This is a genomic window from Streptomyces sp. NPDC059875 (assembly GCF_042731085.1).
In the GTDB taxonomy this organism is placed as follows: domain Bacteria; phylum Actinomycetota; class Actinomycetes; order Streptomycetales; family Streptomycetaceae; genus Streptomyces.
The window spans coordinates 60890-81790 of the sequence record NZ_JBHWJZ010000014.1; the positions used below are offsets into that span (position 1 = coordinate 60890).

The 20901-nt window shown below is 72.9% G+C and carries 22 protein-coding genes and 2 pseudogenes; 11 read left to right on the plus strand and 13 right to left on the minus strand.

The features are described from left to right. Window positions 1-40: 40 nt before the first annotated feature. Window positions 41-2095 carry a PhoX family protein gene (locus ACFV9D_RS18790; RefSeq protein WP_385146910.1) on the plus strand — a complete coding sequence of 685 codons (2055 nt, stop codon included), beginning with the start codon at window positions 41-43 and terminating at the stop codon, window positions 2093-2095. Between the two features lie 39 nt (window positions 2096-2134). Here the strand turns inward: ACFV9D_RS18790 and ACFV9D_RS18795 are convergent, their stop codons facing one another. The 8 genes from ACFV9D_RS18795 to ACFV9D_RS18830 form a co-directional block, all read right to left on the minus strand. After that, a complete protein-coding gene (locus ACFV9D_RS18795) occupies window positions 2135-3124 on the minus strand; it encodes a hypothetical protein (RefSeq protein WP_385146913.1) in 990 nt (329 codons plus the stop codon). Window positions 3125-3231: 107 nt separating this feature from the next. Then, window positions 3232-4704 (minus strand): APC family permease, encoded by a 1473-nt coding sequence (locus tag ACFV9D_RS18800; RefSeq protein WP_385146916.1) that lies wholly within the window; start codon window positions 4702-4704, stop codon window positions 3232-3234. Between the two features lie 197 nt (window positions 4705-4901). Further along, window positions 4902-6860, minus strand: coding sequence for an FUSC family protein (locus ACFV9D_RS18805; protein WP_385146919.1), 1959 nt, complete (start codon window positions 6858-6860; stop codon window positions 4902-4904). Between the two features lie 91 nt (window positions 6861-6951). Further along, on the minus strand, window positions 6952-7191 hold the full coding sequence (locus ACFV9D_RS18810) for a DUF2630 family protein (protein ID WP_385147285.1): 240 nt from the start codon (window positions 7189-7191) through the stop codon (window positions 6952-6954). 27 nt (window positions 7192-7218) lie between these two features. Then, window positions 7219-8229: an endonuclease/exonuclease/phosphatase family protein gene (locus tag ACFV9D_RS18815; RefSeq protein WP_385146922.1), complete on the minus strand. Its 1011-nt coding sequence runs from the start codon at window positions 8227-8229 to the stop codon at window positions 7219-7221. 4 nt (window positions 8230-8233) lie between these two features. Continuing rightward, complete coding sequence (locus ACFV9D_RS18820) at window positions 8234-8674, minus strand: hypothetical protein (protein WP_385146925.1); 441 nt, start codon at window positions 8672-8674, stop codon at window positions 8234-8236. Further along, entirely contained in the window at window positions 8671-9102 is a 432-nt protein-coding gene (locus ACFV9D_RS18825; protein WP_385146928.1) for a hypothetical protein, read from the minus strand. The genes ACFV9D_RS18820 and ACFV9D_RS18825 overlap by 4 nt, the downstream gene beginning before the upstream one ends. Before the next feature lie 38 nt (window positions 9103-9140). Further along, window positions 9141-9932, minus strand: a complete 792-nt coding sequence (locus tag ACFV9D_RS18830; protein ID WP_385146931.1) for an alpha/beta fold hydrolase — start codon at window positions 9930-9932, stop codon at window positions 9141-9143. An 81-nt stretch (window positions 9933-10013) separates the two neighbouring features. On the opposite strand from ACFV9D_RS18830, the gene ACFV9D_RS18835 reads away from it, so the two are divergent. The 5 genes from ACFV9D_RS18835 to ACFV9D_RS18855 all read left to right on the plus strand — a co-directional run bounded on the left by ACFV9D_RS18835 (window position 10014) and on the right by ACFV9D_RS18855 (window position 14172). Then, window positions 10014-11414, plus strand: coding sequence for a PLP-dependent aminotransferase family protein (locus tag ACFV9D_RS18835; protein WP_385146934.1), 1401 nt, complete (start codon window positions 10014-10016; stop codon window positions 11412-11414). Window positions 11415-11444: 30 nt separating this feature from the next. Then, the gene (locus ACFV9D_RS18840) at window positions 11445-11918 is read left to right on the plus strand and encodes an RrF2 family transcriptional regulator (protein WP_385147288.1); all 474 of its coding nucleotides are present in this window, start codon (window positions 11445-11447) and stop codon (window positions 11916-11918) included. Window positions 11919-11974: 56 nt separating this feature from the next. After that, window positions 11975-13240, plus strand: coding sequence for an MFS transporter (locus tag ACFV9D_RS18845; RefSeq protein WP_385146937.1), 1266 nt, complete (start codon window positions 11975-11977; stop codon window positions 13238-13240). Further along, window positions 13237-13650, plus strand: coding sequence for a RidA family protein (locus tag ACFV9D_RS18850; protein ID WP_385146940.1), 414 nt, complete (start codon window positions 13237-13239; stop codon window positions 13648-13650). Before ACFV9D_RS18845 ends, ACFV9D_RS18850 begins: the two co-directional genes overlap by 4 nt. A gap of 78 nt (window positions 13651-13728) precedes the next feature. Continuing rightward, the gene (locus tag ACFV9D_RS18855; protein WP_385146943.1) at window positions 13729-14172 is read left to right on the plus strand and encodes a hypothetical protein; all 444 of its coding nucleotides are present in this window, start codon (window positions 13729-13731) and stop codon (window positions 14170-14172) included. Here the strand turns inward: ACFV9D_RS18855 and ACFV9D_RS18860 are convergent. Further along, window positions 14091-14657 carry a hypothetical protein gene (locus ACFV9D_RS18860; protein WP_385146945.1) on the minus strand — a complete coding sequence of 189 codons (567 nt, stop codon included), beginning with the start codon at window positions 14655-14657 and terminating at the stop codon, window positions 14091-14093. The genes ACFV9D_RS18855 and ACFV9D_RS18860 overlap by 82 nt on opposite strands. 207 nt (window positions 14658-14864) lie before the next feature. On the opposite strand from ACFV9D_RS18860, the pseudogene ACFV9D_RS18865 reads away from it, so the two are divergent. Together ACFV9D_RS18865 and ACFV9D_RS18870 are read left to right on the plus strand one after the other, a co-directional pair. Then, a pseudogene (locus ACFV9D_RS18865) lies at window positions 14865-15314 on the plus strand (ATP-binding cassette domain-containing protein); the annotation flags it as partial. Between the two features lies 1 nt (window position 15315). Then, window positions 15316-15891: pseudogene (locus ACFV9D_RS18870) on the plus strand (ABC transporter permease); the annotation flags it as partial. Between the two features lie 66 nt (window positions 15892-15957). On the opposite strand, the gene ACFV9D_RS18875 reads toward ACFV9D_RS18870, so the two are convergent. The 4 genes from ACFV9D_RS18875 to ACFV9D_RS18890 form a co-directional block, all read right to left on the minus strand. Beyond that, window positions 15958-16329, minus strand: a complete 372-nt coding sequence (locus ACFV9D_RS18875) for a VOC family protein (RefSeq protein ID WP_385146948.1) — start codon at window positions 16327-16329, stop codon at window positions 15958-15960. 57 nt (window positions 16330-16386) lie between these two features. Further along, window positions 16387-16815 carry a universal stress protein gene (locus ACFV9D_RS18880; protein ID WP_385146951.1) on the minus strand — a complete coding sequence of 143 codons (429 nt, stop codon included), beginning with the start codon at window positions 16813-16815 and terminating at the stop codon, window positions 16387-16389. A 64-nt stretch (window positions 16816-16879) separates the two neighbouring features. Further along, on the minus strand, window positions 16880-17506 hold the full coding sequence (locus tag ACFV9D_RS18885) for an FMN reductase (RefSeq protein ID WP_385146954.1): 627 nt from the start codon (window positions 17504-17506) through the stop codon (window positions 16880-16882). A 3-nt stretch (window positions 17507-17509) separates the two neighbouring features. Continuing rightward, a complete protein-coding gene (locus ACFV9D_RS18890) occupies window positions 17510-18595 on the minus strand; it encodes an LLM class flavin-dependent oxidoreductase (RefSeq protein WP_385146956.1) in 1086 nt (361 codons plus the stop codon). Window positions 18596-18700: 105 nt separating this feature from the next. On the opposite strand from ACFV9D_RS18890, the gene ACFV9D_RS18895 reads away from it, so the two are divergent. Genes ACFV9D_RS18895 through cobM form a run of 3 tightly spaced genes read left to right on the plus strand, consistent with a single transcriptional unit; the run spans window position 18701 to window position 20847 of the window. After that, a complete protein-coding gene (locus ACFV9D_RS18895; RefSeq protein ID WP_315893974.1) occupies window positions 18701-18829 on the plus strand; it encodes a DUF6126 family protein in 129 nt (42 codons plus the stop codon). A 33-nt stretch (window positions 18830-18862) separates the two neighbouring features. After that, window positions 18863-20101: a precorrin-6y C5,15-methyltransferase (decarboxylating) subunit CbiE gene (gene cbiE, locus ACFV9D_RS18900; protein WP_385146959.1), complete on the plus strand. Its 1239-nt coding sequence runs from the start codon at window positions 18863-18865 to the stop codon at window positions 20099-20101. Further along, window positions 20098-20847, plus strand: coding sequence for a precorrin-4 C(11)-methyltransferase (gene cobM / locus ACFV9D_RS18905; protein ID WP_385146962.1), 750 nt, complete (start codon window positions 20098-20100; stop codon window positions 20845-20847). The genes cbiE and cobM overlap by 4 nt, the downstream gene beginning before the upstream one ends. The last annotated feature ends 54 nt before the right edge of the window (window positions 20848-20901 follow it).

Consider the following 20901-nt stretch of genomic DNA (forward strand, 5'->3'; position numbering starts at 1 on the left):
CGGGACCATGGGGGCGCAGTCTGCGCCGGAGGAGGACGAAGTGCGCAAACTGCTGCCGCTGCTGAGCACCAACCCGCACGGAGGCGGCCGTTCCGCCCTCACCTGTCGGTACCGCTGTGGTGACGCCTGCTTCCACGAGGTGCCCAACACCAGCGACAACGAGTACGTCGGTGACGTCATAGCCGGCGCCTACTCGCGCCGTTCGATGATGCGCGCCGCCGCCGTCGTCACCGTCGCGGCCGCCGCCGGTGGCGCCGTCGTCGGTTCGGGCAGCGCCCCGGCCGTCGCCGCCCCGGCCGCCGGGCACGGCCACCAGCCCGGACGCGTCGACGGCGCCCGCGGTCTGCGCTTCGCGCCCGTCGCGCCCAACACCGCCGACAAGGTCACGGTGCCCTCCGGCTACGAGCAGAACGTCGTCATCCGCTGGGGCGAGCCGATCCTCCGCGGCGCGCCGGCCTTCGACGCCGACAAGCAGACCGCGAAGGCGCAGGCCGGGCAGTTCGGTTACAACAACGACTTCCTGAGCCTTCTCCCGCTCCGCCGCGAGCCCGGCCGCCAGGTTCTCGTCGCGAACCACGAGTACACCGACGAGATCCTGATGTTCAAGGGCTACGACCCCGAGAACCCGACCCGCGAGCAGGTCGAGATCGCCTGGGCCGCCCACGGTCTCTCCGTCGTCGTGGTCGAGGAGGAGTACCGCTCCGGCAAGCTCACCCCGGTCACCCGCCACTACCTCAACCGCCGCCTCCACACCACCAGCGAGTTCGAGCTGACCGGCCCCGCCGCCGGCTCGGCGCTGCTGCGCACCTCCGCCGACCCGTCCGGCCGCAAGGTCCTCGGCACCCTCAACAACTGCGCCGGCGGCACCACCCCGTGGGGCACCACCCTCCACGGCGAGGAGAACTTCAACCAGTACTTCGCCAACGGCTCCAGCGCCACCGACAAGCGCTACGGCATCGGCTCCGGCGCCACCGAGCGCAAGTGGGAGCGGTTCGACAAGCGCTTCGACGTCAAGCAGGAGCCCAACGAGGTCCACCGCCAGGGCTGGGTCGTCGAGCTCGACCCGTACGACCCCGACTCCACCCCGAAGAAGCGCACCGCGCTCGGCCGCTTCAAGCACGAGGCCGCGCAGCCCCGCCTCACCGAGGACGGCCGTCCGGTCGTCTACATGGGCGACGACGAGCGCTTCGACTACTTCTACAAGTTCGTCTCGTCGAAGCGGATGAAGAAGGGGAACTCCCGGGCCGCCCGCGAGCACAACCTCACCCTCCTCGACGAGGGCACGCTCTACGTCGCCAAGCTGACCGGCGACAGCCCCGCCGAGATCGACGGCACGGGCAAGCTGCCTAGCGACGGCGAGTTCGACGGCAGCGGCCAGTGGATCCCGCTCGCCACCGGCGACGTCTCCCACGTGCCCGGCATGACCGCCGAAGAGGTGTACGTCTTCACCCGCCTCGCCGGTGACAAGGTCGGGGCGACGAAGATGGACCGCCCCGAGGACGTCGAGCCGAGCCCCCGCACCGGCCGCGTCTACGTCGCGCTCACCAACAACTCCAACCGCGGCAAGACCGGTTACGCCCCCGCCGACGAGGCCAACCCGCGCAACCTCAACAAGCACGGTCAGATCCTGGAGCTCGCCGAGCACTGGGACGACCCGGCCTCCGACGGTTTCGCCTGGCGTCTCTTCCTCGTCGCCGGCGACCCGAACGACCCGGCCACGTACTTCGCCGGCTTCCCCAAGGAGAAGGTCTCCCCCATCTCCTGCCCGGACAACGTCGCCTTCGACCCGCACGGCAACCTGTGGATCTCCACCGACGGCAACCAGCTCGGCTCGCACGACGGCCTGTTCGGTGTCGCGACGCAGGGCGAGCGGCGCGGTGAGCTCAAGCAGTTCCTGACGGTCCCGAAGGGCGCCGAGACCTGCGGCCCGATCATCCAGGACCGCCGCGTCATCGTCGCGGTGCAGCACCCGGGCGAGATCGACGGCGCGTCCGTCGAGAAGCCCGCCTCGGTCTGGCCCGACGGCCCGGGCAAGATCGTCCGCCCGTCCGTCGTCGCCGTCTGGCGCAAGGACGGCCGCGACATCGGCGTCTGAGCCGAGTGAAACGTGGTGTGGGGGGCGTGGCACCGCCCCTCACACCACCCCCAGGCCCTCCCTGAACCGTACGAACTGCTCCTCCGGATCCCCGGTGTACGACCAGGGCACCCACGACGCCCGCGTCCCCAGCATCCCGAGCACCTCCCGCGCCACCTCCACCTGGCCCGCGTAACACGCCGCGTGCGCCAGGTAGTTGAGGTCCGGCACCTCCTCCGGGGCCACCGGGCGGCCCGGCTCCCGGCCGCCGATCCAGCGGGCGTGCGTCCGGCGCAGCTCCGTCACCGCGAGCTCGTGCTTCCAGTGCTGGTCGAAGCCGCGCACCGGGCCCCGCCCGAGCGCCCCGTCCGCGATGTAGCGGTACTCCTCCACCCGGGCCACCTGGACCAGGATCGGCAGCGGGGACCCCGGTGGAGCCACCCCCGCCGCGTCCCGGGCGAAGTCGTACATCGCGCCGTGCGTGCCGTGCCACCGCGCCGACCAGTAGCGCAGCAGCTGCGCGTGCCCCTCGGTGTTGTACGGGTCCCGCCGCCGCAACTCGTCGAACCACTGCCGCAGTTCGCGGCGCTGCACCCCGCCCTCGTAGAGCCGGGCCACCGACAGCAGCGAGACCCACGGCATCGGGTCGGCGGGCGCCGCCTGCGCCGCGCCGAGGCAGGCGTCGACGGTCGCGTCCAGCCGCCCCCGGTCCACGGTGGCGCCCCGCCCGGCCGCGATGGCCGTGTCGAAGATCCGGACCACCTCGGTCGCCGCCCGCAGCACCGCCGCGTCCGGACTGTCGGGCTCGGACGCCCGCCAGGCCTCGACCGTGGAGCTGCCCGCGGCGGCGTGCGCGAGGAGCCGCAGCCGGTGCGTCCGACGGGCCCAGTCCTCGCCGGTCGCCCGCAGCAGATCCCGTACGCCCTGCCAGCGGCCGATGACCATGTCGTGGCGCGCCGCGGTGAGCGCGCGGTCCCCGAAGTCCGGGTCGAGGTCGGGCGTGAAGCGTGCCGAGCGGGCCGAGCGGGACGGTCGGCGGAGAGCGGCCATCCAGGTCCTCCCTCAGTAGCCAGATGCCGGATGCGAAGCAGCCAGGGGTTCGGATGCGAAGTAGCCAGGAGTCGGAAGCGAGGTGCGAAGCAGCGAGGTAGCCGGGGTCAGAAGTCCGTCGCCAGCGATTCGTCCGCGCGGCGGGGGCGGGGCGTGGTCGGTCCGAACGGTTCCGCCGCGGCCAGCGCGCGGGCCGCGTCGAGTCGCGCGGGACGGTAGTAAGCGCTCCCCTTCCGCCAGTACACGAGCATCGGGACGACCCCGGCGAGCAGCCCGCCGAGGCCGATGACCAGGGCGGTCGTGGACAGTTCGCCCAGTGACTCGACGAACGCCCACAGCATGAACGCGGCGCCGAGGAGCGGCCAGACGCCGCCGAGGAGGAGGTTGCGTGCGGAGGTCAGCACCATCCCCTTGTAGGCGACGACCGCGGCGATGCCCGCGAGACCGTAGTAGAACGCGATCAGGAGCCCGATCGCGGAGACCGCGTCGCGGAGGATCGACCCCACGGAGCCGGCGGCCGACGCCGCGGCGAACATCAGCAGCGCCGCGCCCCCGACGGCGGCGATCGCCACCCACGGGGTGTTCCAGCGGCGGTGCACGGTCCCCAGCGCGGCCGGCATCGTGCGGTCGCGGCCCATCGCGAACAGCGAGCGGGTCACCTGGATGAGGGTGGTCTCCAGGGTGGCGACCGTGGACAGCAGCACCGCCAGGATCAGCAGCTTGCCGCCGACGCCCGGCCAGATCTCCTGGCCGAGGACGGCCAGCACGTTCGCCCCTGCGGACTCGATCCGCCCCGCGCTCAGCAGCACGTTGACGGCGACCGTGAACGCCTCGAAGAGCAGGAAGACGACGCCGACGCCGACGAGGGCGGCGCGCCCGGCGGTGCGGCGGCTGTCGCGGGTCTCCTCGCTGAGGTTGCTGGTGACGTCCCAGCCCCAGTAGTAGAACGCGGCGATCAGCGCGCCCGAGGCGAAGCCGGTCGCGCCGTCGAAGTGGTCGAAGCCGAACCAGGACCAGTCGAAGGCGGTGGCGTGCCCGCGGTGCAGGACGGCGGCCAGGACGAAGACGACGAGGATCAGCATCTCGACGCCCGACATGAGGAGTTGGGCCCGCACGGTGAGCCGGGCGCCGCCCAGGACCACGAGCAGCATCATCAGGAACCAGCCGGCGCCGACGGCGGCGGCGAGCGGGGTGTTGTCGGCGAGGTCCGGGTCGATCAGCGAGAGCGTCATCGCGCCGGCGGGCAGCGAGCCGGCGACCATGAAGACGGTCGCGGAGACGACGAGGGCCCAGCCGGAGAGGAAGCCGAGGAAGGGGTGGAGGGTGCGACCCACCCAGGAGTACCCGGCGCCCGCGTTGACGTCGATCCGGCCGAGGCGGGCGTAGGCGAGGACGATGCCGAGCATCGGTATCGCGCAGTAGAGCAGCGCCGCAGGTCCGGCCAGGCCGACCGCGCCGAAGAGGACGGCGGTGGTGGCGGCCAGCGAGTAGGCGGGGGCGCTGCCGGCGACGGCCATGACGATCGTGTCGAAGGTCCCGAGGACGTTGGGCTGCAGCCCTCTGCCGGTGGTGGTGCGCATGGCCTGTCCTTGGGGGCACGTGGGGGTGGTGCAGGACGAAGTGACCGTGCCGCCGGGTCACTTGTTCGCCGGGACGAGCACGGATCAAGGTGAATCGAGCGCATCGTAGTCGCACCTGTGGATTCCGGTAACGGCGGTACGGAGGGTTCCGTTCAGTGACCGCCGGTAAGGGCTTCCGTACGCCCCGCGTCGGGTGTTTAGTCCGTCTCGCGCCGGGGAGTGGCGATGGCCCGGGCCGCACTCACCTCCTGCCGCAGCGGTGCGAGGACCCCCTGCTCGTCACCGCTCAGCTCCGCCCGTACCTCCACCAGGACGGCGCTGCTGCGCAGTCCGTCCGCGAGTTCCCGCAACTGCTGGTCCACGGCCGACACTTCCGCCGGGTCGGGGGCCGGCGCGCCGTGGTCGACGCGGACCCGGGCCGAGGTCGTCGCGTCGACGATCCGCTCCACGGCGACGACCAGCGGCCACCAGGCGGAGGCCACGGTGCCGGTGGGCGGCGGCTCGGTCAGGGCGCGCTGGAACTCGGAACGTACGGCCGACAGGTCGCGGTACAGCGCCCGGCGGGCGCGGACCCGGGCGGCCGGGTCCTCCTCCTCGGGCGGGCAGAACGCCCGCGTCACGTACGCCGCGGAGTCGGCGACGGCGTCCGCGAGCCGGTCGCCGATCCGGCTGTGCCAGGACTCCGGCCAGAGCAGGTATCCGAAGACGAGGGTGATCCCGCAGCCGATGAGCGAGTCGTACAGCCGCGGCAGCACCAGGTCGAAGCCCTGGCGGTTGAGGAGGTCGGAGAGCAGCAGGATGACGGGGGTGATCGCCGCGGTCTGGAAGGCGTACCCCTTCGCGGAGAAGGCGGGGATCAGCCCGGCGAGCACCAGCATCACCGGCACGTCCCACCATCCGCGCGGCACCTCCGAGAGGACCAGCGCGGCGACGACGAGCCCGGCCGCGGTGCCGAGCGCGCGCAGCACGGCCCGGGAGAAGACGGAGCCGAAGTCCGGCTTCAGCACGAAGGTGACGGTGAGGGCGACCCAGTAGGAGCGGGGTACGTCGATGAGCGAGACCAGCGCCTGGGCGAGGCCGATGCAGAGGGCGAGGCGTAGTCCATAGCGCCAGGACGCCTCGGAGAACAGCACGGCGCGGGCCGTGCGGCGGACCCGGACGCGCAGGGCGGCGGGGCGGCCGAGCCGGTCGTCGACGTTGTAGGGGTTCGGCTCCGCCTTGTGGACGACGGTCGCGGCGTGGCGCAGGGCCTGGTCGACGGCCTTCTCGGACGGGCGCGTGGCCTCGGGGAGGTCCAGTACGGGGGTGCCCGTGCGGCCTTCCTCGATCGCGTCGGCCAGCTCGCGCACGGCCGCGGGGATCTCGGCGGGCAGCGGCCGGTGGAAGCGCCGCGCCGCGAAGTGCGCGGCCGGGGCGGCCTCGACCAGCGGGATCACCACGTTCAGCTGGGCGAGCAGCCGGACGAGGGCGGGGGCGCGGCCGTGTACGCGGGTGCGGCGGGCGAGGACGAGGTCGTAGGACTGGTTGAGGGAGGTGGTGACGGCCTGGCGCTTCTCGTCGTACGCGTCCGTGCCGGCGGCTTCGAGGAGGTCGGCGAGGGTCCGGTAGGTGCCGGCCACGGCCGCCCGCTCCGGGACGCCGCGGCGCCAGGGCCAGCCGAGCAGGGTCAGGACGAGGACGACGGCTCCGCCGAGGGTGAGCAGGAGGGCCGGCTTCCACCACGGCTCGGGCATGGGGAGGCCGGCGCCGACGACGGCGTTGAGGAGCAGCAGCAGGCCGGAGACGGAGGCGACGGCGCCGATGGACGAGATCATCCCGGAGACGAGCGCGACCAGGGTGAGGACGATGACGGCGAGCCAGCCCTGGCCGAAGACGAGGCTGCCGAGGGTGACGCCGAGCGCGCCGAAGAGCTGGGGGACGGCGATGTTGTAGAACCGCATCCGGTACGCGTCGGCGGTGTCGCCGATGACGCCGGAAAGGGCACCCATGGAGACCAGGGCCCCGTAGACGGGCTCGTCGACGGCGAGGCCGACGGCGAGTGGCGCGGCGAGCGCGACGGAGGCGCGGACGACGGCGGCCCACGGAATCGGCGCGGGCGCCGGGCGAAGCCCGGCGGTGAGCCAGGGGGGCGGGGAGAGCCGGGGGGTGCGCGCCATGGGACAAAACTACGTGCCCACGACAGTGGGGGCGGCTAGGGCCTGTCCGGCGGATCATGGCCGGGGCCGACCCTGATCGGCCGGACAGGCTCTAGCTGCGGTAGCCCTCTACCTCCGCTGCCGGGCGGACCGCTGCCGTGTCCGGGTCCTCGCCGTACTCCTCCTTCGCGCGCCGCTGGCGCAACAGGTCCCAGCACTGGTCCAGTTGCACCTCCAGCTCGGCGAGCCGGGTCCGCTCCTCCGCGAGCAGTCCGCCGACCCGCTGCCGCAGGGCCCGTTCCTCCTCGACGAGGGCGCCGATGTTCGCCAGGATCTGCTCGTCGTCGTACATGTGCTCCATGTATTCCAGCGTGGCCGATCAGCGGCCCGCGTGCAGGTCGAGCTCGGCGAGCACGGCCCGGTGGTCCGTCCCCGCCAGGTCGAGGAACCGCACCTCGCGCACCCGGAAGTCGTCGCTGACCAGCACATGGTCGATCTGGACGTACGGCGGCAGCCGCGCCTCCCGCGGCCACGTCGGCGTCCGGGCCGCGCCCGCGAGCCGGGCGGTGTCGTGGAGTCGGCCGGCGTCGAGGAGCGAGCGGAAGGCGGCGTGGTCCTGCGAGGCGTTGAAGTCCCCGGCCAGGAGGACCGGGCCGTCGTCGCGGTGCGCGGCGGCGAAGTCCGCCACCCGCCCCAGCTCGCGCTTCCACAGCTCGACCTGGCGCGGGATCGGCGGCAGCGGGTGCGCGAGCCGGAGCTGTACGGTCCGGCCGCCGATCCGCGCGGTGGCGCCGGGCATCCCCATCGCGGCCGGGATCGGGGGCTGCGCGGTCAGCGGGTACGCGCTCAGGATCACCGAGCCCGTCGAGCCCTCGCCGTCCACGACGGCCCGGTGCGGGTGGCTCGTGGCCAGGGCGGCGGCGAGGGTACGGACACAGGCGCGGTCGCACTCGGAGACGTACACGAGCTGCGGCCGCTCCCGGCGTACGGCCCCGGTCAGGGCCTCGGTGGCCTGGCCGAACTCGACGTTGGCGGTGAGCACCCGGAGCCGTTCGACGACGGGCCCGCGCGCGCTGGTCGCGTCCGGGCCGTACGGCAGGACGAACCAGGCGGTCACCGCCACGACGAGCGCCGCCCAGCCGGCCAGCAGCCGGCGCCGGGCGGCGAGGGCGAGCAGCAGCGCGAGACCGGCCGGGAGGGCGAGCCAGGGCAGGAAGGACAGCAACTGCGGTACGGGGGTGAACGCGTCGATGTCGAGGAGCCGGCAGCCGGTGACCAGGCTCGGTACGGCGACCAGCAGCCCGGCGGCCCAGGCGGCGGGACGATGCCTGGGCCGTACGACGGGCGGCGGCGTGGGCGCGGGCGCGGCTGCGGTACGGACGGGGTCCACGCCGTCAGTGTCGCAGGGCCTGCGCGATCTCCGCGGTGATGCTCCCCGAGAGCGTGCGATTGCTGCGCGCCGTCCCGGTCTTGGACTTCCCCGGCTCGACGCCGTCGATGTTCAGGACCACCGCGTCGAGCAGATTGCCGTCGCTGTCACGGAAGTTGACCATGATCGTGTAGTCGGCGTTCTTGTCCTGGGGGTTGGTGGCCGTGATCTCGGCGACGGTCCGGTCGCCGTCGGCCTTCGTCGGCCCGGCCTTCACGTCGCCGGTGGCGTTCACCCCGTCCTTGACCTGGTTCATCTTCTCCTGCGCGGCCGAGGCGACGGCCGCCGTGGCCGAGGAGACGATGTCCTCGGCCTTCTGCTGGTCCTCCTCGGTGCAGCCGGTGACCGTCAGGGCGAGGAGGGCGGCGGCGGTGGCGGCGAGGGCGCGCATGCGGATGCGGGTCACACCCTGTCCTTCCCGAAGGAGGTCTCGTCCGTGGCCAGCGCCCAGATCACGAAGATCGAGACGGCCATGGAGAACAGCGCCCACCACGGCTGGTACGGCAGGAAGAGGAACTGGGCGATGACGTTCAGGGAGGCCAGGACGATGCCGCCCATCCGCCCCCACTCGGATCCCTTGAGGATGCCGGCGCCGGAGACGGCGACGAGGATGCCGAGGATGAGGTGGATCCAGCCCCAGCTGGTCAGGTCGAACTTGAAGACGTAGTCGCCGACACGGGTGTAGACGTCGTCCTTGGCGATCGCGGCGATGCCCTGGAGGACGTCCAAGATGCCGATGACCAGCATCAGGACGCCCGCGAAGAGGGTGCCACCGGAGGCCCAGGCCGCGCCTGAACCGGTGCTGGGCCGGCGGGGTGCGGTGTTCTGGCTCATGGGCACATCGTCCGGGCGCCGTCCCGGGAGCGGCTTGTTCAGCTGGGCCGAACGAGTGAGTCGAGGAAGGCCCCGAGCGCCGCGTCGAACTCCTCCGGCCGCTCCAGGTTCGGCATGTGCGCGGCCCGTTCGACGACCACGAGCGTGGAGTCGGGAAGCAGCGCGTGCATCGCCTCCGCGTCCGCCACCGGGGTGTACGTGTCGTCGCGGCCGACGACCACCAGGGCGGGGACGGAGACGGTGGTGAGCAGCGCCCGGTAGTCGGGGCGCTCGGCCCGGCCGCGCAGGGCCGCCGCCGCGCCCTCGGGGTCGGTGGCGCACATCATCCGGTGGACGTGGGGTGCGGCGTGGGTGTTGTACGGGGCGACCATCCGGTCGAGCACCTCGTCGGCGTACCCCTTCATGCCCTCGTGGACCAGCCGGTCGGCGAGCGCGCGCCGGCCGGCCTTCCCCTCCTCGGTCTCGGCGGCGGGGAACGTGTCGGCGAGGACCAGCCCGCGGATCCGGTCGGGGAAGAGGCGGTGGCACTCCATGACGATCTGGCCGCCCATGGAGAGCCCGCCCAGGACGAACTCCTCGATGCCGAGGTGGTCGAGGAGCGCGGCGAGGTCGCCGGCGAAGGCGGAGAGCGGGGTGGTGCCGGGGACGACGGTGGTCGTCCCGTAGCCGCGCAGGTCGGGGGCGACGACGCGGTGCGTGGCCGAGAAGCGGTCGATCTGGGGCTGCCACATGGTGCGGTCGAAGGGGTGGCCGTGGACCAGGACGAGCGCGGGGCCCGTGCCCTGGTCTTCGTAGCCGGTCGTGAGTCCGTTGATCTCTGCGGAAGGCATGGTCAGAGGCTAGGCAGGCTCCACTTCTCGGTGCAATGAGATCCTTTGCTCTCGGTGCAATGTCGAGGGGTGAGGGGGGTCATGGACGAGTACCGCAGGATCGCCGACCGGGTCGCGGAGCGGATCGCGGACGGGCGGCTGCGCCCCGGCGACCGGCTGCCTCCGCAACGGCTCTTCGCTCGCCGCCACCGGATCGCCAACTCCACCGCGATCCGCGTCTACGGGGAGCTGGCCCGCCGCGGCCTGGTCGTCGGCGAGGTGGGGCGCGGCACGTTCGTCCGGGCGGCTCCGCCGCCGCCCGGTCCGGCGCTCGCGCTCGCCGAGGCGACGGGCCTGGCACCGGTCGATCTCCAGCTCAACTACCCGTCGGTGGAGGGGCAGGCGGAGCTGATGGCGCGGGCGCTCGGGTCGCTCGCCCGCTCCGATGTGCTGGCCGAGGCGACGGTGCGTCCGGCGGCGGCCGCGGGAACGCCGGAGGCGCGGTCCGCGGCGGTCCGGATCCTGGCGCGGGCGGGCTGGGAGCCGGACCCCGACCGGGTGCTCTTCGCGGGCAACGGCCGCCAGGCCATCGCGGCGGCGGTCTCCGCTCTGGTACCGCCGGGCGGTGCGCTGGGTGTCGAGGCGCTGACGTATCCGCTGGTCAAGGCGGTGGCGGAGCGGCTCGGGGTACGGCTCGTGCCGATCGGGATCGACGAGGAGGGGATGCGGCCCGACGCGCTGGCGGCGGCCCACCGGGCGGGTCCGCTCGCGGCCGTGTACGTCCAGCCGACTCTGCACAATCCGCTGTCGCTGACGGCGAGTTCGCGGCGACGGGCCGAACTGGCAGCCGTCCTGCGGGAGTCGGAGCTGTTCGCGATCGAGGACACCACCTGGGCGTTCCTGGTGCCGGACGCCCCGGAGCCGCTCGCCGCCCACGCCCCGGAGCGGGTGGTGCTCGTGGACAGTCTGTCCAAGCGGCTCTCGCCCGGCCTGACCGTCGGCCATCTCGTCGCTCCGGAGGGCCGGGTGGACGACCTCGCGCGGGCGCTGCGCTCCGGTGCGTGGACGGCGGGCGGCCTGGCGCTCGCGGCGGCGACCCGGTGGGCGGCGGACGGGACGGTGGCGGAGGTCGTCGCGGCCAAGCGCGCGGACGCGGCGGCCCGGCACGCGCTGGTGCGGCGGCACGTCGGGGCGTACGCGATCCGGACCTCGCCGCACGCGTACTACTGCTGGTGGGAGCTGCCGGCGCCGTGGCGGGCGGAGACCTTCGTGGCCGCGGCGGCGGAGCGGGGCATCGCGCTGACCCCGGGCACGGCTTTCGCGGTGAGCGGGCGCGGGGGCGGGTCCGGACCCGGGCGTGGACCCGGGGGCGGGGGCGGTGGGGCGGCGGACGCGGTCAGGATCGGCCTGGCGTCGCCGCCGCCACGGGTTCTGGAGGCGGCGCTCGCGCGGCTCGCGGAGCTCGCGGAGGCCGGGCCCGGCGGAAACGGGTTGCCCGGCTGATCCTGGACATCTAATATCCAGGACATGAGGATGAACGAGGGCGTCGAATGGGCGCTGCACAGCTGCCTCAACCTGGCCTGGATCGGGTCGGAGCGAGCGGTGACGGCAGCCCGGCTCGCGGCGTACCACGAGCTCCCGGCCGCCTACCTCAACAAGCAGCTCCAGGCCCTCTCCCGGGCCGGCATCGTCAGCTCGGTCTCCGGACCCAAGGGCGGCTTCCGGCTGGCGCGACCGCTCGACCGGATCACCCTCATGGACGTCGTCACGGCGATCGAGGGCCCGGAGCAGGCGTTCCGGTGCGCCGAGATCCGGCAGCAGGGGCCCGGTGCCGGACCGGCCGGGAGCCACGGCGCCGAGTGTGCGATCGCGGGCGCGATGGGCGCGGCGGAGCTGGCCTGGCGGCGGGAGCTGGCGGCCCGGACCCTGGACGACGTACGGGAGCAGGCGGAGCGCCAGGCGCCCGCGGCCCCGGACCGGATCCGTCGCTGGTTCGCCAACGCCTGAGCTCTCGTACGACTCGCCGTCCCGGTCGGGAGGGCTTCTCAAGGAGGTGATTCTGGATGTTAGATGTCCAGGTTGAGTGTCGCCGGAGAGGCGAGTGGGCCCGGGTCGGGGCGGTCACGCTCGGCATCTTCACCGTGATGACGGCGGAGCTGCTGCCGGTCGGTCTGCTCACCCCGGTCGCGGCCGAGCTGAAGGTGTCCGCCGGTACGGCGGGCCTGATGGTGACCGTCCCCGGCCTCGTGGCCGCCGTCTCCGCCCCGCTGATCGCGCTCCGGGCAGCCGGGGCCGACCGGCGCACGGTCCTCGTCCTCCTGATGGCCCTGGTGGCCGCCGCGAACCTGGTCACCGCGGCCACGGGGCACTTCGCGGTGGTCCTCGGCGCCCGGGTCCTGCTCGGCGTCGCCATCGGCGGCTTCTGGGCCCTCGCGGGCGGCCTGGCGCCCCGGCTCGTCCCCGCCGCCGACGTGGGGCGGGCCACCGCCGTGATCTTCGGCGGGGTCTCGGCCGCCTCCGTGCTCGGCGTCCCGGCGGCCACCACGGCGGCGGAATGGACCGGCTGGCGAGGGGCGTTCGGGGGAGTGGGGGTGATGGCGGTGCTGGCGACGATCGGTCTCGCGACGCTGCTGCAGCGCCTGCCGGGGTCTCGGGGCGCTCGTGGACCCGATGGGGGCACCGACCGTGTTGCCGGACGGGGTACGGGCACGCGTGGTGTTCCCGGACCCGGTACGGGACTTGGCGCCGGGCTCGCGGATCTGCTGCGGCTGCCGCGCTCCCACGCGCGCGTCCGTACCGGGCTGCTCCTCACCCTCCTCCTCGTGACCGGCCACTTCCTCGTGTACTCCTTCGTACGGCCCGTCCTCGCCGAGCACGCCCACGTGCCCGAGGGACTCCTCGGCGTGCTCCTCCTCGGGTACGGACTCGCGGGCGTGGCGGGGAACTTCCTCGCCGGACCCGCGGCCGGCCGCTCCCCCCGTCGTACCCTCGCCGTCATCGCGGCCGCCCTGACCGCCACGCTCCTCGCGTTCGCCCTCGTCGGCGGTACGACCCCGGTCGGCGCCGGGCTGCTGCTCCTGTGGGGGCTCGCCTACGGCGGCGTCTCCGTCGGGCTGCAGTCCTGGTTCATGGCCGCCGCGCCCGAGGACGTGGAGACGGCGACCGGCCTCTACGTCAGCGTCTTCTGCCTCTCGATCGCGCTCGGCGCCCTCCTCGGCGGGCTGCTCGTCGACGCGACCACGCTCACCGCGGTGCTCCTCACGGGCGCCGCGCTCACCCTGGCCGCCTGCCCGGCGGCCGTACTCCCCGGAAGGACACACCCGGCATGACCAGCACCGACCAGCGCACCCTCACCAACCCCGACACCCTCCACGACCCGTCCCCCTTCGGCTACAGCCACGCCGCCTCCGCCCCCGGCGAACTCGTCTTCATCGGCGGCCAGTACGCCTCCGACCCGACCGGCGCCCCCGTCCCCGGGGACTTCGCCGCCCAGGTCGAGTTGTCGTTCACCAACCTCCGGCTCGCGCTGGAGGGCGTGGGGCTCGGCTTCGAGCACGTCGTACGCCTCGGCTCGTACATCGTCGACCACGACCTCGCGAAGCTGGAGGTCCTCGGCAAGGCCCTGCACGGCGCCTTCGGCGACCGGCTGCCCGCGCAGACGCTCAGCGGGGTCGCGTCCCTGGCGCTGCCCGGGATGCTCTTCGAGATCGACGCGGTCGCGGTACGGCCGGCGGGCTGATCCAGTTGCGGGGGCGGGGGCTCCGGGTGTGCCCTTGAGGGTGAAGGTGGAGGGGGCGAGAGTGAAGGAGCTCCTGCCATGGCCGCACACGCAGCGGTGCCGACCCGACAGCCCATGAGCACCCACGGCTGGGGGATGCCCGTGACACTGGGCGTCATCTACGGCTTCTACGCGGCCTTCCTCCAACGCGACGGCGGAGCGATCACCTGGGGCCAGGTCCTGCTCGGCTTCGTCTCCGCGATCGTCCTCGCCGGGGCGATGTACGCGCTGCGCCGCGGCGGTCACGCCCTGCCGCGCGAGATTCGGGCCGCCGCGTGGTTTGCGCTGGCGGGCATCGCGATGGGGTTCCTGGTCAGCCTTTCCGACACGAGCGTGCTGTCGACGGTCATCCTGGCGCTGGTGGTCGGGGCGTCCGTGGGCGGCATCGCGTTCTACTGGTTCTACACGCACGAGGACGCGTCCGGAGCGGCCAGGGGCGCGGAGGTCGACCGTCCTCCGGCGGGGGCGGTACGGCGGCGGTAGTACGCGATCGCCGCGGTGGTCAGCAGCGGGGCCCAGGCGATCAGGGGCAGGTAGCAGGCGTAGAACAGCACGTTCTGGACCAGTCCCTGCGTGTGCGTGCCGGCGGCGGTCGCGTCGATCCCCGCGACCGCCACGTACGTGAACCAGCCCGTCAGGGCGAACAGCCCGAGCGCCCCGCCCAGCGCGGCGGCGGTCGCGCCGCGCGGGGAGACCGCCTTCCCGCCGAGGAGGGGCAGCCGGCGCGGGAACACCTCGCCCCAGGAGCGGACCAGACCGAGCGTGAGGAAGGCGAGCAGCTCGGCGACGACGGTCAGAACGATCTGGAACGTGTTCAGGGCGAAGCTGGGATCGTCGACCGTGGCGACGGGCAGCCCGAGCGTCAGCGCGATCCGCCAGATCCCGGAGGGGAGGACGATCAGCGGCACGGCGTGGGCGGCGAGGGCGGCCCAACGGGGCACGTCGGGCAGGGCCTTGATCTTCATCACGTACGCCAGCGTGCCGGTGGGACGCACCCGCGGACGTCGCCCCGACGGCCGGTCCGCCTCCGCCGCACGGGGGAGCCGACCTCCACCCACCCGGCGTCCGCCCAGCCCCCCGCCCAGCCCACGCCCGGTCATCCCCCTGGCATCCCCGCCGCCCCCGCGTGAGACTGGGTGGAGCGGATCCGACCCCGGCAGCCCGGAGGACAGCGCATGACCGACCTCGCCATCGAGACCGAGGGCCTGGTCAAGGTCTTCGGCGCGAACCGTGCCGTCGACGGCATCGACCTGCGGGTTCCCACCGGCACCGTCTACGGGGTCCTCGGACCCAACGGCGCAGGCAAGACCACCGCCGTCAAGATGCTCGCCACCCTCCTCCGCCCCGACGGCGGCCGGGCCAGCGTCTTCGGCAAGGACGTCGTCAAGGACGCCGACACCGTGCGCGGCCGCGTCAGCCTCGCCGGCCAGTACGCCTCCGTCGACGAGGACCTCACCGGCACCGAGAACCTCGTCCTGCTCGGCAGGCTCCTCGGCCACACCCGTCCCGCCGCCCGGGAGCGCTCCGCGCAGTTGCTCGCCGCGTTCGGGCTCGCGGAGGCCGCCGACAAGCAGATCAAGAACTACTCGGGCGGCATGCGGCGCCGTATCGACATCGCCGCGTCCGCCGGGCATCCTCGTGATGAGCGTCGTGATGATCACGATGTACACGGGCGTCTCGGTCAACACCGACATCGAGAAGGGCGTCTTCGACCGCTTCCGTACGCTGCCGATCTGGCGGCCCGCGCCGATGGTCGGCTATCTGCTCGGCGATGTGGTGCGGTATCTGATCGCCTCGGCGGTCATGCTCTCCGTCGGCATGCTCATCGGCTACCGGCCGGACGGCGGCGTGGTCGGCGTCCTGCTCGGCGTGGCGCTGCTGCTGGTGTTCTCGTTCGCGTTCTCGTGGATCTGGACCATGTTCGGGCTGATGCTGCGCAGCGAGAAGTCGGTCATGGGCGTCAGCATGATGGTGATCTTCCCGCTGACGTTCCTGTCCAACGTCTTCGTCGACCCGAGCACGATGCCGGGGTGGCTGCAGGCCTTCGTGAACAACAGCCCGGTGACCCATCTGGCGACGGCGGTACGGGAGCTGATGGCCGGGAACTGGCCGGCGGCGGACATCGCCTGGTCGTTGGGGTGGTCGGCGGCGTTCGTGGTGGTCTTCGGAGCGATCACGATGCGGCTCTACAACCGCAAGTAGTCGGACGCCGCACGTAGTCGGACTCGGCAGGTGGTCGGACTCGGCAGGTGGTCGGCGGCTCCGGGGCTACTGCTCTCGGGGTGTCGTCTGCTGGACCGACCAGCGGTTGCCGTCCGGGTCGGCGAAGTAGACGAACGAGCCCCACGGCTGGTCGTCGATCTCGCTGACCTCGATGCCGCGCCGGGTGAGGTCGGCGTGCGCCTCCTCGATGGAGCCGACGACGACCTGCATGTTGTCGAGGGAGCCCGGCTTCATCTCGGTGATGCCCTTGCCGAAGGCGATCGAGCAGGCCGAGCCGGGCGGGGTCATCTGGACGAAGCGGATGTCGTCGCTGACCGGGATGTCGTGGTCGGCGTGGAACCCCACCTGCTCGTAGAAGGCCTTGGCCCGGTCGATGTCGGTGACGGGGACGCCGATCAGCTCAAGCTTGATGTCCATGAGGGCATCATGCGCCCGGCGGGCGCCCCGCGCTCCTTTTCGGGCTCCTCGCGACCCTCACGGATACTCGCCCCGGACCACGACCACCGGACACGGCGCGTGCTGGGCCACCTTGGTGGAGACCGAGCCCAGGACCGCCGCCTTGAAGCCGGCGTGGCCGCGGTCGCCGACGACCAGCAGGGACGCGCCCTTGGCCTGGTCGACCAGGGCCTGGGCCGCGTTGCCGCTGACGACCGTACGGGTCACACCGGCGGCGACGGCCGGGTCCAGCGCCTTGGACAGGGACTCGTCCAGGGACTGCTCGGCGAGCATCTGGGGGTCGAACTCCGGCGGTACCCCGGGCGCCGTCGACCAGGACGCCGGATATTCCCATCCGATCACCGCATGGAGGGAGTCCCCGGTGAGGGCGGCCTGCCCGGCCGCCCACTTCAGCGCCTTCAGGGACGGTTCCGAGCCGTCCACGCCCACCACGATCCTGCCGGCCATGTCGATCTCCGTTCGTCGTACGGCACATCTGCCCTCAACGTAACAAAGGGGATCAATCGGCGGATCAATCCAGGCGCAGGTCGGCGAGCTGCCGCTCGAACGGCACGACCTCGTCCTCGTCCGTGTCCCCCGCCGGGCCCCGGGCCGCCACCAGGTCGGCGAGCTCGTGCCCGGCCCGGGCGATCCGGGACGGCAGGCCGGGGGTGTACTCGTCGCCGCCCGAACCCCAGTCCTCCGAGGCCGCGTAGACGGCGGTCGGGAGGACGAGGGCCCGCAGATAGGAGAAGAGCGGTCGCATGGCGTGGTCGAGCACGAGGGAGTGGCGGGCGGTGCCGCCGGTCGCGCCGATCAGCACCGGCTTGCCCGTCAGCGCCTCCGGGTCGATCAGGTCGAAGAAGGACTTGAACAGACCGCTGTAGGAGGCGGTGAAGACGGGGGTCACCGCGATGACCCCGTCCGCTCCCGTCACCGCGTCGATCGCGCCCTGGAGCTCCGCCGAGGGGAAGCCCGTCACGAAGTTCTTCGCGATGTCGACGGCGTGGTCGCGCAGTTCGACCACCCGGACCTCGACGACGTACTCCTGCTCGGTGAGCCGCTCCTGGGCGGCCTTGGCGAGCCGGTCGGCGAGCAGCCTCGTCGAGGACGGGGAACTCAGTCCGGCGGACACGGCGACCAGCTTCAGGGTCTGCATGACTTACGCCTCCTGCGGCACGGTTCGGGTGACGGCGGGGTGGAGCGGGGCGGTCGCCGGGACACCGGCCGGCCGCAGGTTGGCGAACTCCTTGCGCAGCACCGGGACGACCTCCTCGCCGAGCATGTCGAGCTGTTCCAGGACCGTCTTCAGCGGCAGACCCGCGTGGTCCACCAAGAAGAGCTGACGCTGGTAGTCGCCGACGTATTCCCGGAAGGACAGCGTGCGGTCGATGACCTCCTGCGGGGAGCCGACGGTCAGCGGCGTCTCGCGGCTGAACTCCTCCAGGGACGGACCGTGGCCGTAGACGGGCGCGTTGTCGAAGTACGGGCGGAACTCCCGTACCGCGTCCTGGGAGTTCTTGCGCATGAAGACCTGGCCGCCGAGGCCGACGATGGCCTGCTCGGGGGTGCCGTGGCCGTAGTGCGCGTACCGCTGCCGGTAGAGGCGGACCATCTTCTCGGTGTGCTGCTTGGGCCAGAAGATGTGGTTGGCGAAGAAGCCGTCGCCGTAGTACGCGGCCTGTTCGGCGATCTCGGGGGAGCGGATGGAGCCGTGCCAGACGAACGGCGGGACGCCGTCGAGCGGGCGGGGCGTCGAGGTGAAGCCCTGCAGGGCGCTGCGGAACTTCCCCTCCCAGTCGACGACGTCCTCCCTCCACAGCTTGTGGAGGAGCGCGTAGTTCTCGATGGCGAGCGGGATGCCCTGGCGGATGTCCTGGCCGAACCACGGGTAGACGGGCCCGGTGTTGCCGCGGCCCATCATCAGGTCGACGCGCCCGTCCGCGAGGTGCTGGAGGGTGGCGTAGTCCTCGGCGATCTTCACCGGGTCGTTGGTGGTGATCAGCGTGGTGGAGGTGGACAGGATCAGGTTCTCGGTCCGCGCGGCGATGTGCCCCAGGAGGGTCGTCGGGGAGGACGGCACGAACGGCGGGTTGTGGTGCTCGCCGGTCGCGAAGACGTCGAGGCCGACCTCCTCGGCCTTGAGCGCGATGGCGACGGTGTTCTTGATCCGCTCGTGCTCGGTGGGGGTACGGCCGGTGGTGGGGTCGGTCGTCACGTCACCGACGGTGAAGATCCCGAACTGCATCGTGCTCACCTCTCGCCTCGGGGGCTGTATTGGTTGAAGTATCAACTATTGGCCCTCAACGGCGCACCCCCGCGCCCTATTCCCGACCCCCGTACCCTGGTGCCCATGTCCGACTACGAGCGCTGGAAAGAACGCGGCGTCGCCCTGCGCGTCTTCGTGTACGTCTTCGCCACGCACGCGTTCGCCGGCTTCGTCTGGCTGCTCTTCTACGTGGGTCAGAACGCCCAGAAGTAGGGGCCGTGGCGGGCTCCCGTAGAGTTCGCCGACGTGAGCACCGTTCCTCCCGCTGCGATATCGGTCGTCGGAATCGGCGCGGACGGCTGGGACGGCCTCCCCGAGAACGCCCGCCGGACCCTGCGCGCCGCCGAGGTCCTGATCGGCGGCCCCCGCCAGCTCGACCTGCTGCCCGCGGCCGAGTGCCCCGGCGAGCGGGTCGCCTGGCCCTCGCCCCTGCGCCCCGCCGTCCCCGGCCTGCTCGCCGCCCATGCGGGCCGCGCCGTCGCCGTCCTGGCCAGCGGCGACCCCACGTTCTACGGGATCGGCCGCACGCTCGCCGAGACGGTGGGCGCCGACCGCCTGCACGTCCTTCCGCACCCCTCCTCCGCCTCGTACGCCTGCGCCCGCCTCGGCTGGCCCCTGGAGGCCGTGGAGACGGTCTCGCTGGTCGCCAGGCCGCTCGCCGCGCTCTCCGCCGCGCTCCACGACGGACGGCGGCTCCTCGTCCTGAGCGAGGGGGCCGACACCCCCGGCGCGGTCGCGGCGCTCCTCCGGGAGAAGGGCTTCGGCGCGACCCGGATGCGGGTCCTGGAGCAGCTGGGCTCCGCGCGCGAACGGATCGTGGACGGCACGGCCGACACCTGGCCGCACGCGCCGGTCGACCCCCTGAACGTGATCGCCCTCGACTGCGTGCGCTCCCCCGACGCGCTCCGGCTCGGCGCCGTACCCGGTCTTCCGGACGAGGCGTACGAGAGCGACGGCCAGCTCACCAAGCGGTACGTGCGCGCGGCGACGCTCGCCGCGCTCGCCCCCGCGCCCGGGGAGCTGCTGTGGGACATCGGCGGCGGCTCCGGCTCGATCGGCATCGAGTGGATGCGGGCCCACCGGTCCTGCCGGGCGGTCGCCGTGGAGAAGGACCCCGTCCGGGCCTCCCGGATCGCGCGCAACGCCGCGGAACTCGGCGTCCCGGCGCTCCGGGTCGTCACCGCCGCCGCCCCCGACGGTCTCGCCGGCCTCCCGACCCCCGACGCCGTGTTCATCGGCGGCGGCCTGACCGCCCCCGGCCTCCTCGACGCCTGCTGGGACGCCCTTCCGGCCGGCGGCAGGCTGGTCGCCAACACGGTGACGCTGGAGTCCGAGGCGCTGCTGGCGGAGCGGTACCGCCGGTACGGCGGGGAGCTGGTCCGGCTCGCCGTCGCCCAGGCCGTTCCCGTGGGCGGCTTCACCGGCTGGCGTCAGGCGATGCCGGTCACACAGTGGTCCGTAACGAAATCCGGAGTTGGAGCATGACCGTCTACTTCATCGGCGCGGGCCCCGGCGCGGCCGACCTGATCACCCTGCGGGGCGCCCGCACCCTCGCGTCCTGCGGCGTCTGCCTGTACGCGGGCTCCCTGGTCCCCCGCGAGCTGCTCGCCGAGTGCCCGCCGGACGCGCGCCTGGTCGACACGGCCGACCTGGACCTGGACCGGATCGTGGCCGAGATCGTCCGCGCCCACGAGGCCGGCCAGGACGTGGCCCGGCTCCACTCGGGCGACCCGTCCGTCTTCAGCGCGGTCGCGGAGCAGATGCGCCGACTGGACGCCCTGGACATCCCGTACGAGGTCGTGCCGGGCGTCCCGGCGTTCGCGGCGGCGGCCGCCGCGCTGAAGCGGGAGCTCACCGTCCCGACCGTGGGCCAGACGGTCATCCTGACCCGCATCGCCCAGCAGGCCACGCCCATGCCGGAGGGCGAGGACCTCGCGACGCTCGGCCGCAGCGGCGCCCTCCTGGTCCTGCACCTGGCGGCCCGGTACGTCGACCGGGTCGTCGCCGAGCTGCTGCCGCACTACGGCGCCGACTGCCCGGCCGCGGTCGTGGCGATGGCGAGCCGCCCGGACGAGATCGTGCTGCGGGGCACGCTGGAGGACATCGCGGGCCAGATGAAGGAGGCCGGCATCACGAAGACGGCGGTGATCCTGGTCGGCCGCACGCTGGCGGCCTCGCAGTTCCGCGACAGCCACCTGTACGACCCGGCGCGGGAGCGCCACGTCTGCTGATCCACATCCGGTCGCCGGGCCGCGCCCGTCCACGAACTTCTACCCCAACCGGTC

Coding starts and splice junctions, on each gene's coding strand:
- ACFV9D_RS18795 (WP_385146913.1), bottom strand. CDS start 3,124: ATGGCCGCTCTCCGCCGACCGTCCCGCTCGGCCCGCTCGGCACGCTTC.
- ACFV9D_RS18800 (WP_385146916.1), bottom strand. CDS start 4,704: ATGCGCACCACCACCGGCAGAGGGCTGCAGCCCAACGTCCTCGGGACC.
- ACFV9D_RS18805 (WP_385146919.1), bottom strand. CDS start 6,860: ATGGCGCGCACCCCCCGGCTCTCCCCGCCCCCCTGGCTCACCGCCGGG.
- ACFV9D_RS18810 (WP_385147285.1), bottom strand. CDS start 7,191: ATGTACGACGACGAGCAGATCCTGGCGAACATCGGCGCCCTCGTCGAG.
- ACFV9D_RS18825 (WP_385146928.1), bottom strand. CDS start 9,102: ATGAGCCAGAACACCGCACCCCGCCGGCCCAGCACCGGTTCAGGCGCG.
- ACFV9D_RS18830 (WP_385146931.1), bottom strand. CDS start 9,932: ATGCCTTCCGCAGAGATCAACGGACTCACGACCGGCTACGAAGACCAG.
- ACFV9D_RS18835 (WP_385146934.1), top strand. CDS start 10,014: ATGGACGAGTACCGCAGGATCGCCGACCGGGTCGCGGAGCGGATCGCG.
- ACFV9D_RS18840 (WP_385147288.1), top strand. CDS start 11,445: ATGAACGAGGGCGTCGAATGGGCGCTGCACAGCTGCCTCAACCTGGCC.
- ACFV9D_RS18845 (WP_385146937.1), top strand. CDS start 11,975: ATGTTAGATGTCCAGGTTGAGTGTCGCCGGAGAGGCGAGTGGGCCCGG.
- ACFV9D_RS18850 (WP_385146940.1), top strand. CDS start 13,237: ATGACCAGCACCGACCAGCGCACCCTCACCAACCCCGACACCCTCCAC.
- ACFV9D_RS18855 (WP_385146943.1), top strand. CDS start 13,729: ATGGCCGCACACGCAGCGGTGCCGACCCGACAGCCCATGAGCACCCAC.
- ACFV9D_RS18875 (WP_385146948.1), bottom strand. CDS start 16,329: ATGGACATCAAGCTTGAGCTGATCGGCGTCCCCGTCACCGACATCGAC.
- ACFV9D_RS18880 (WP_385146951.1), bottom strand. CDS start 16,815: ATGGCCGGCAGGATCGTGGTGGGCGTGGACGGCTCGGAACCGTCCCTG.
- ACFV9D_RS18885 (WP_385146954.1), bottom strand. CDS start 17,506: ATGCAGACCCTGAAGCTGGTCGCCGTGTCCGCCGGACTGAGTTCCCCG.
- ACFV9D_RS18890 (WP_385146956.1), bottom strand. CDS start 18,595: ATGCAGTTCGGGATCTTCACCGTCGGTGACGTGACGACCGACCCCACC.
- ACFV9D_RS18895 (WP_315893974.1), top strand. CDS start 18,701: ATGTCCGACTACGAGCGCTGGAAAGAACGCGGCGTCGCCCTGCGCGTC.
- cobM (WP_385146962.1), top strand. CDS start 20,098: ATGACCGTCTACTTCATCGGCGCGGGCCCCGGCGCGGCCGACCTGATC.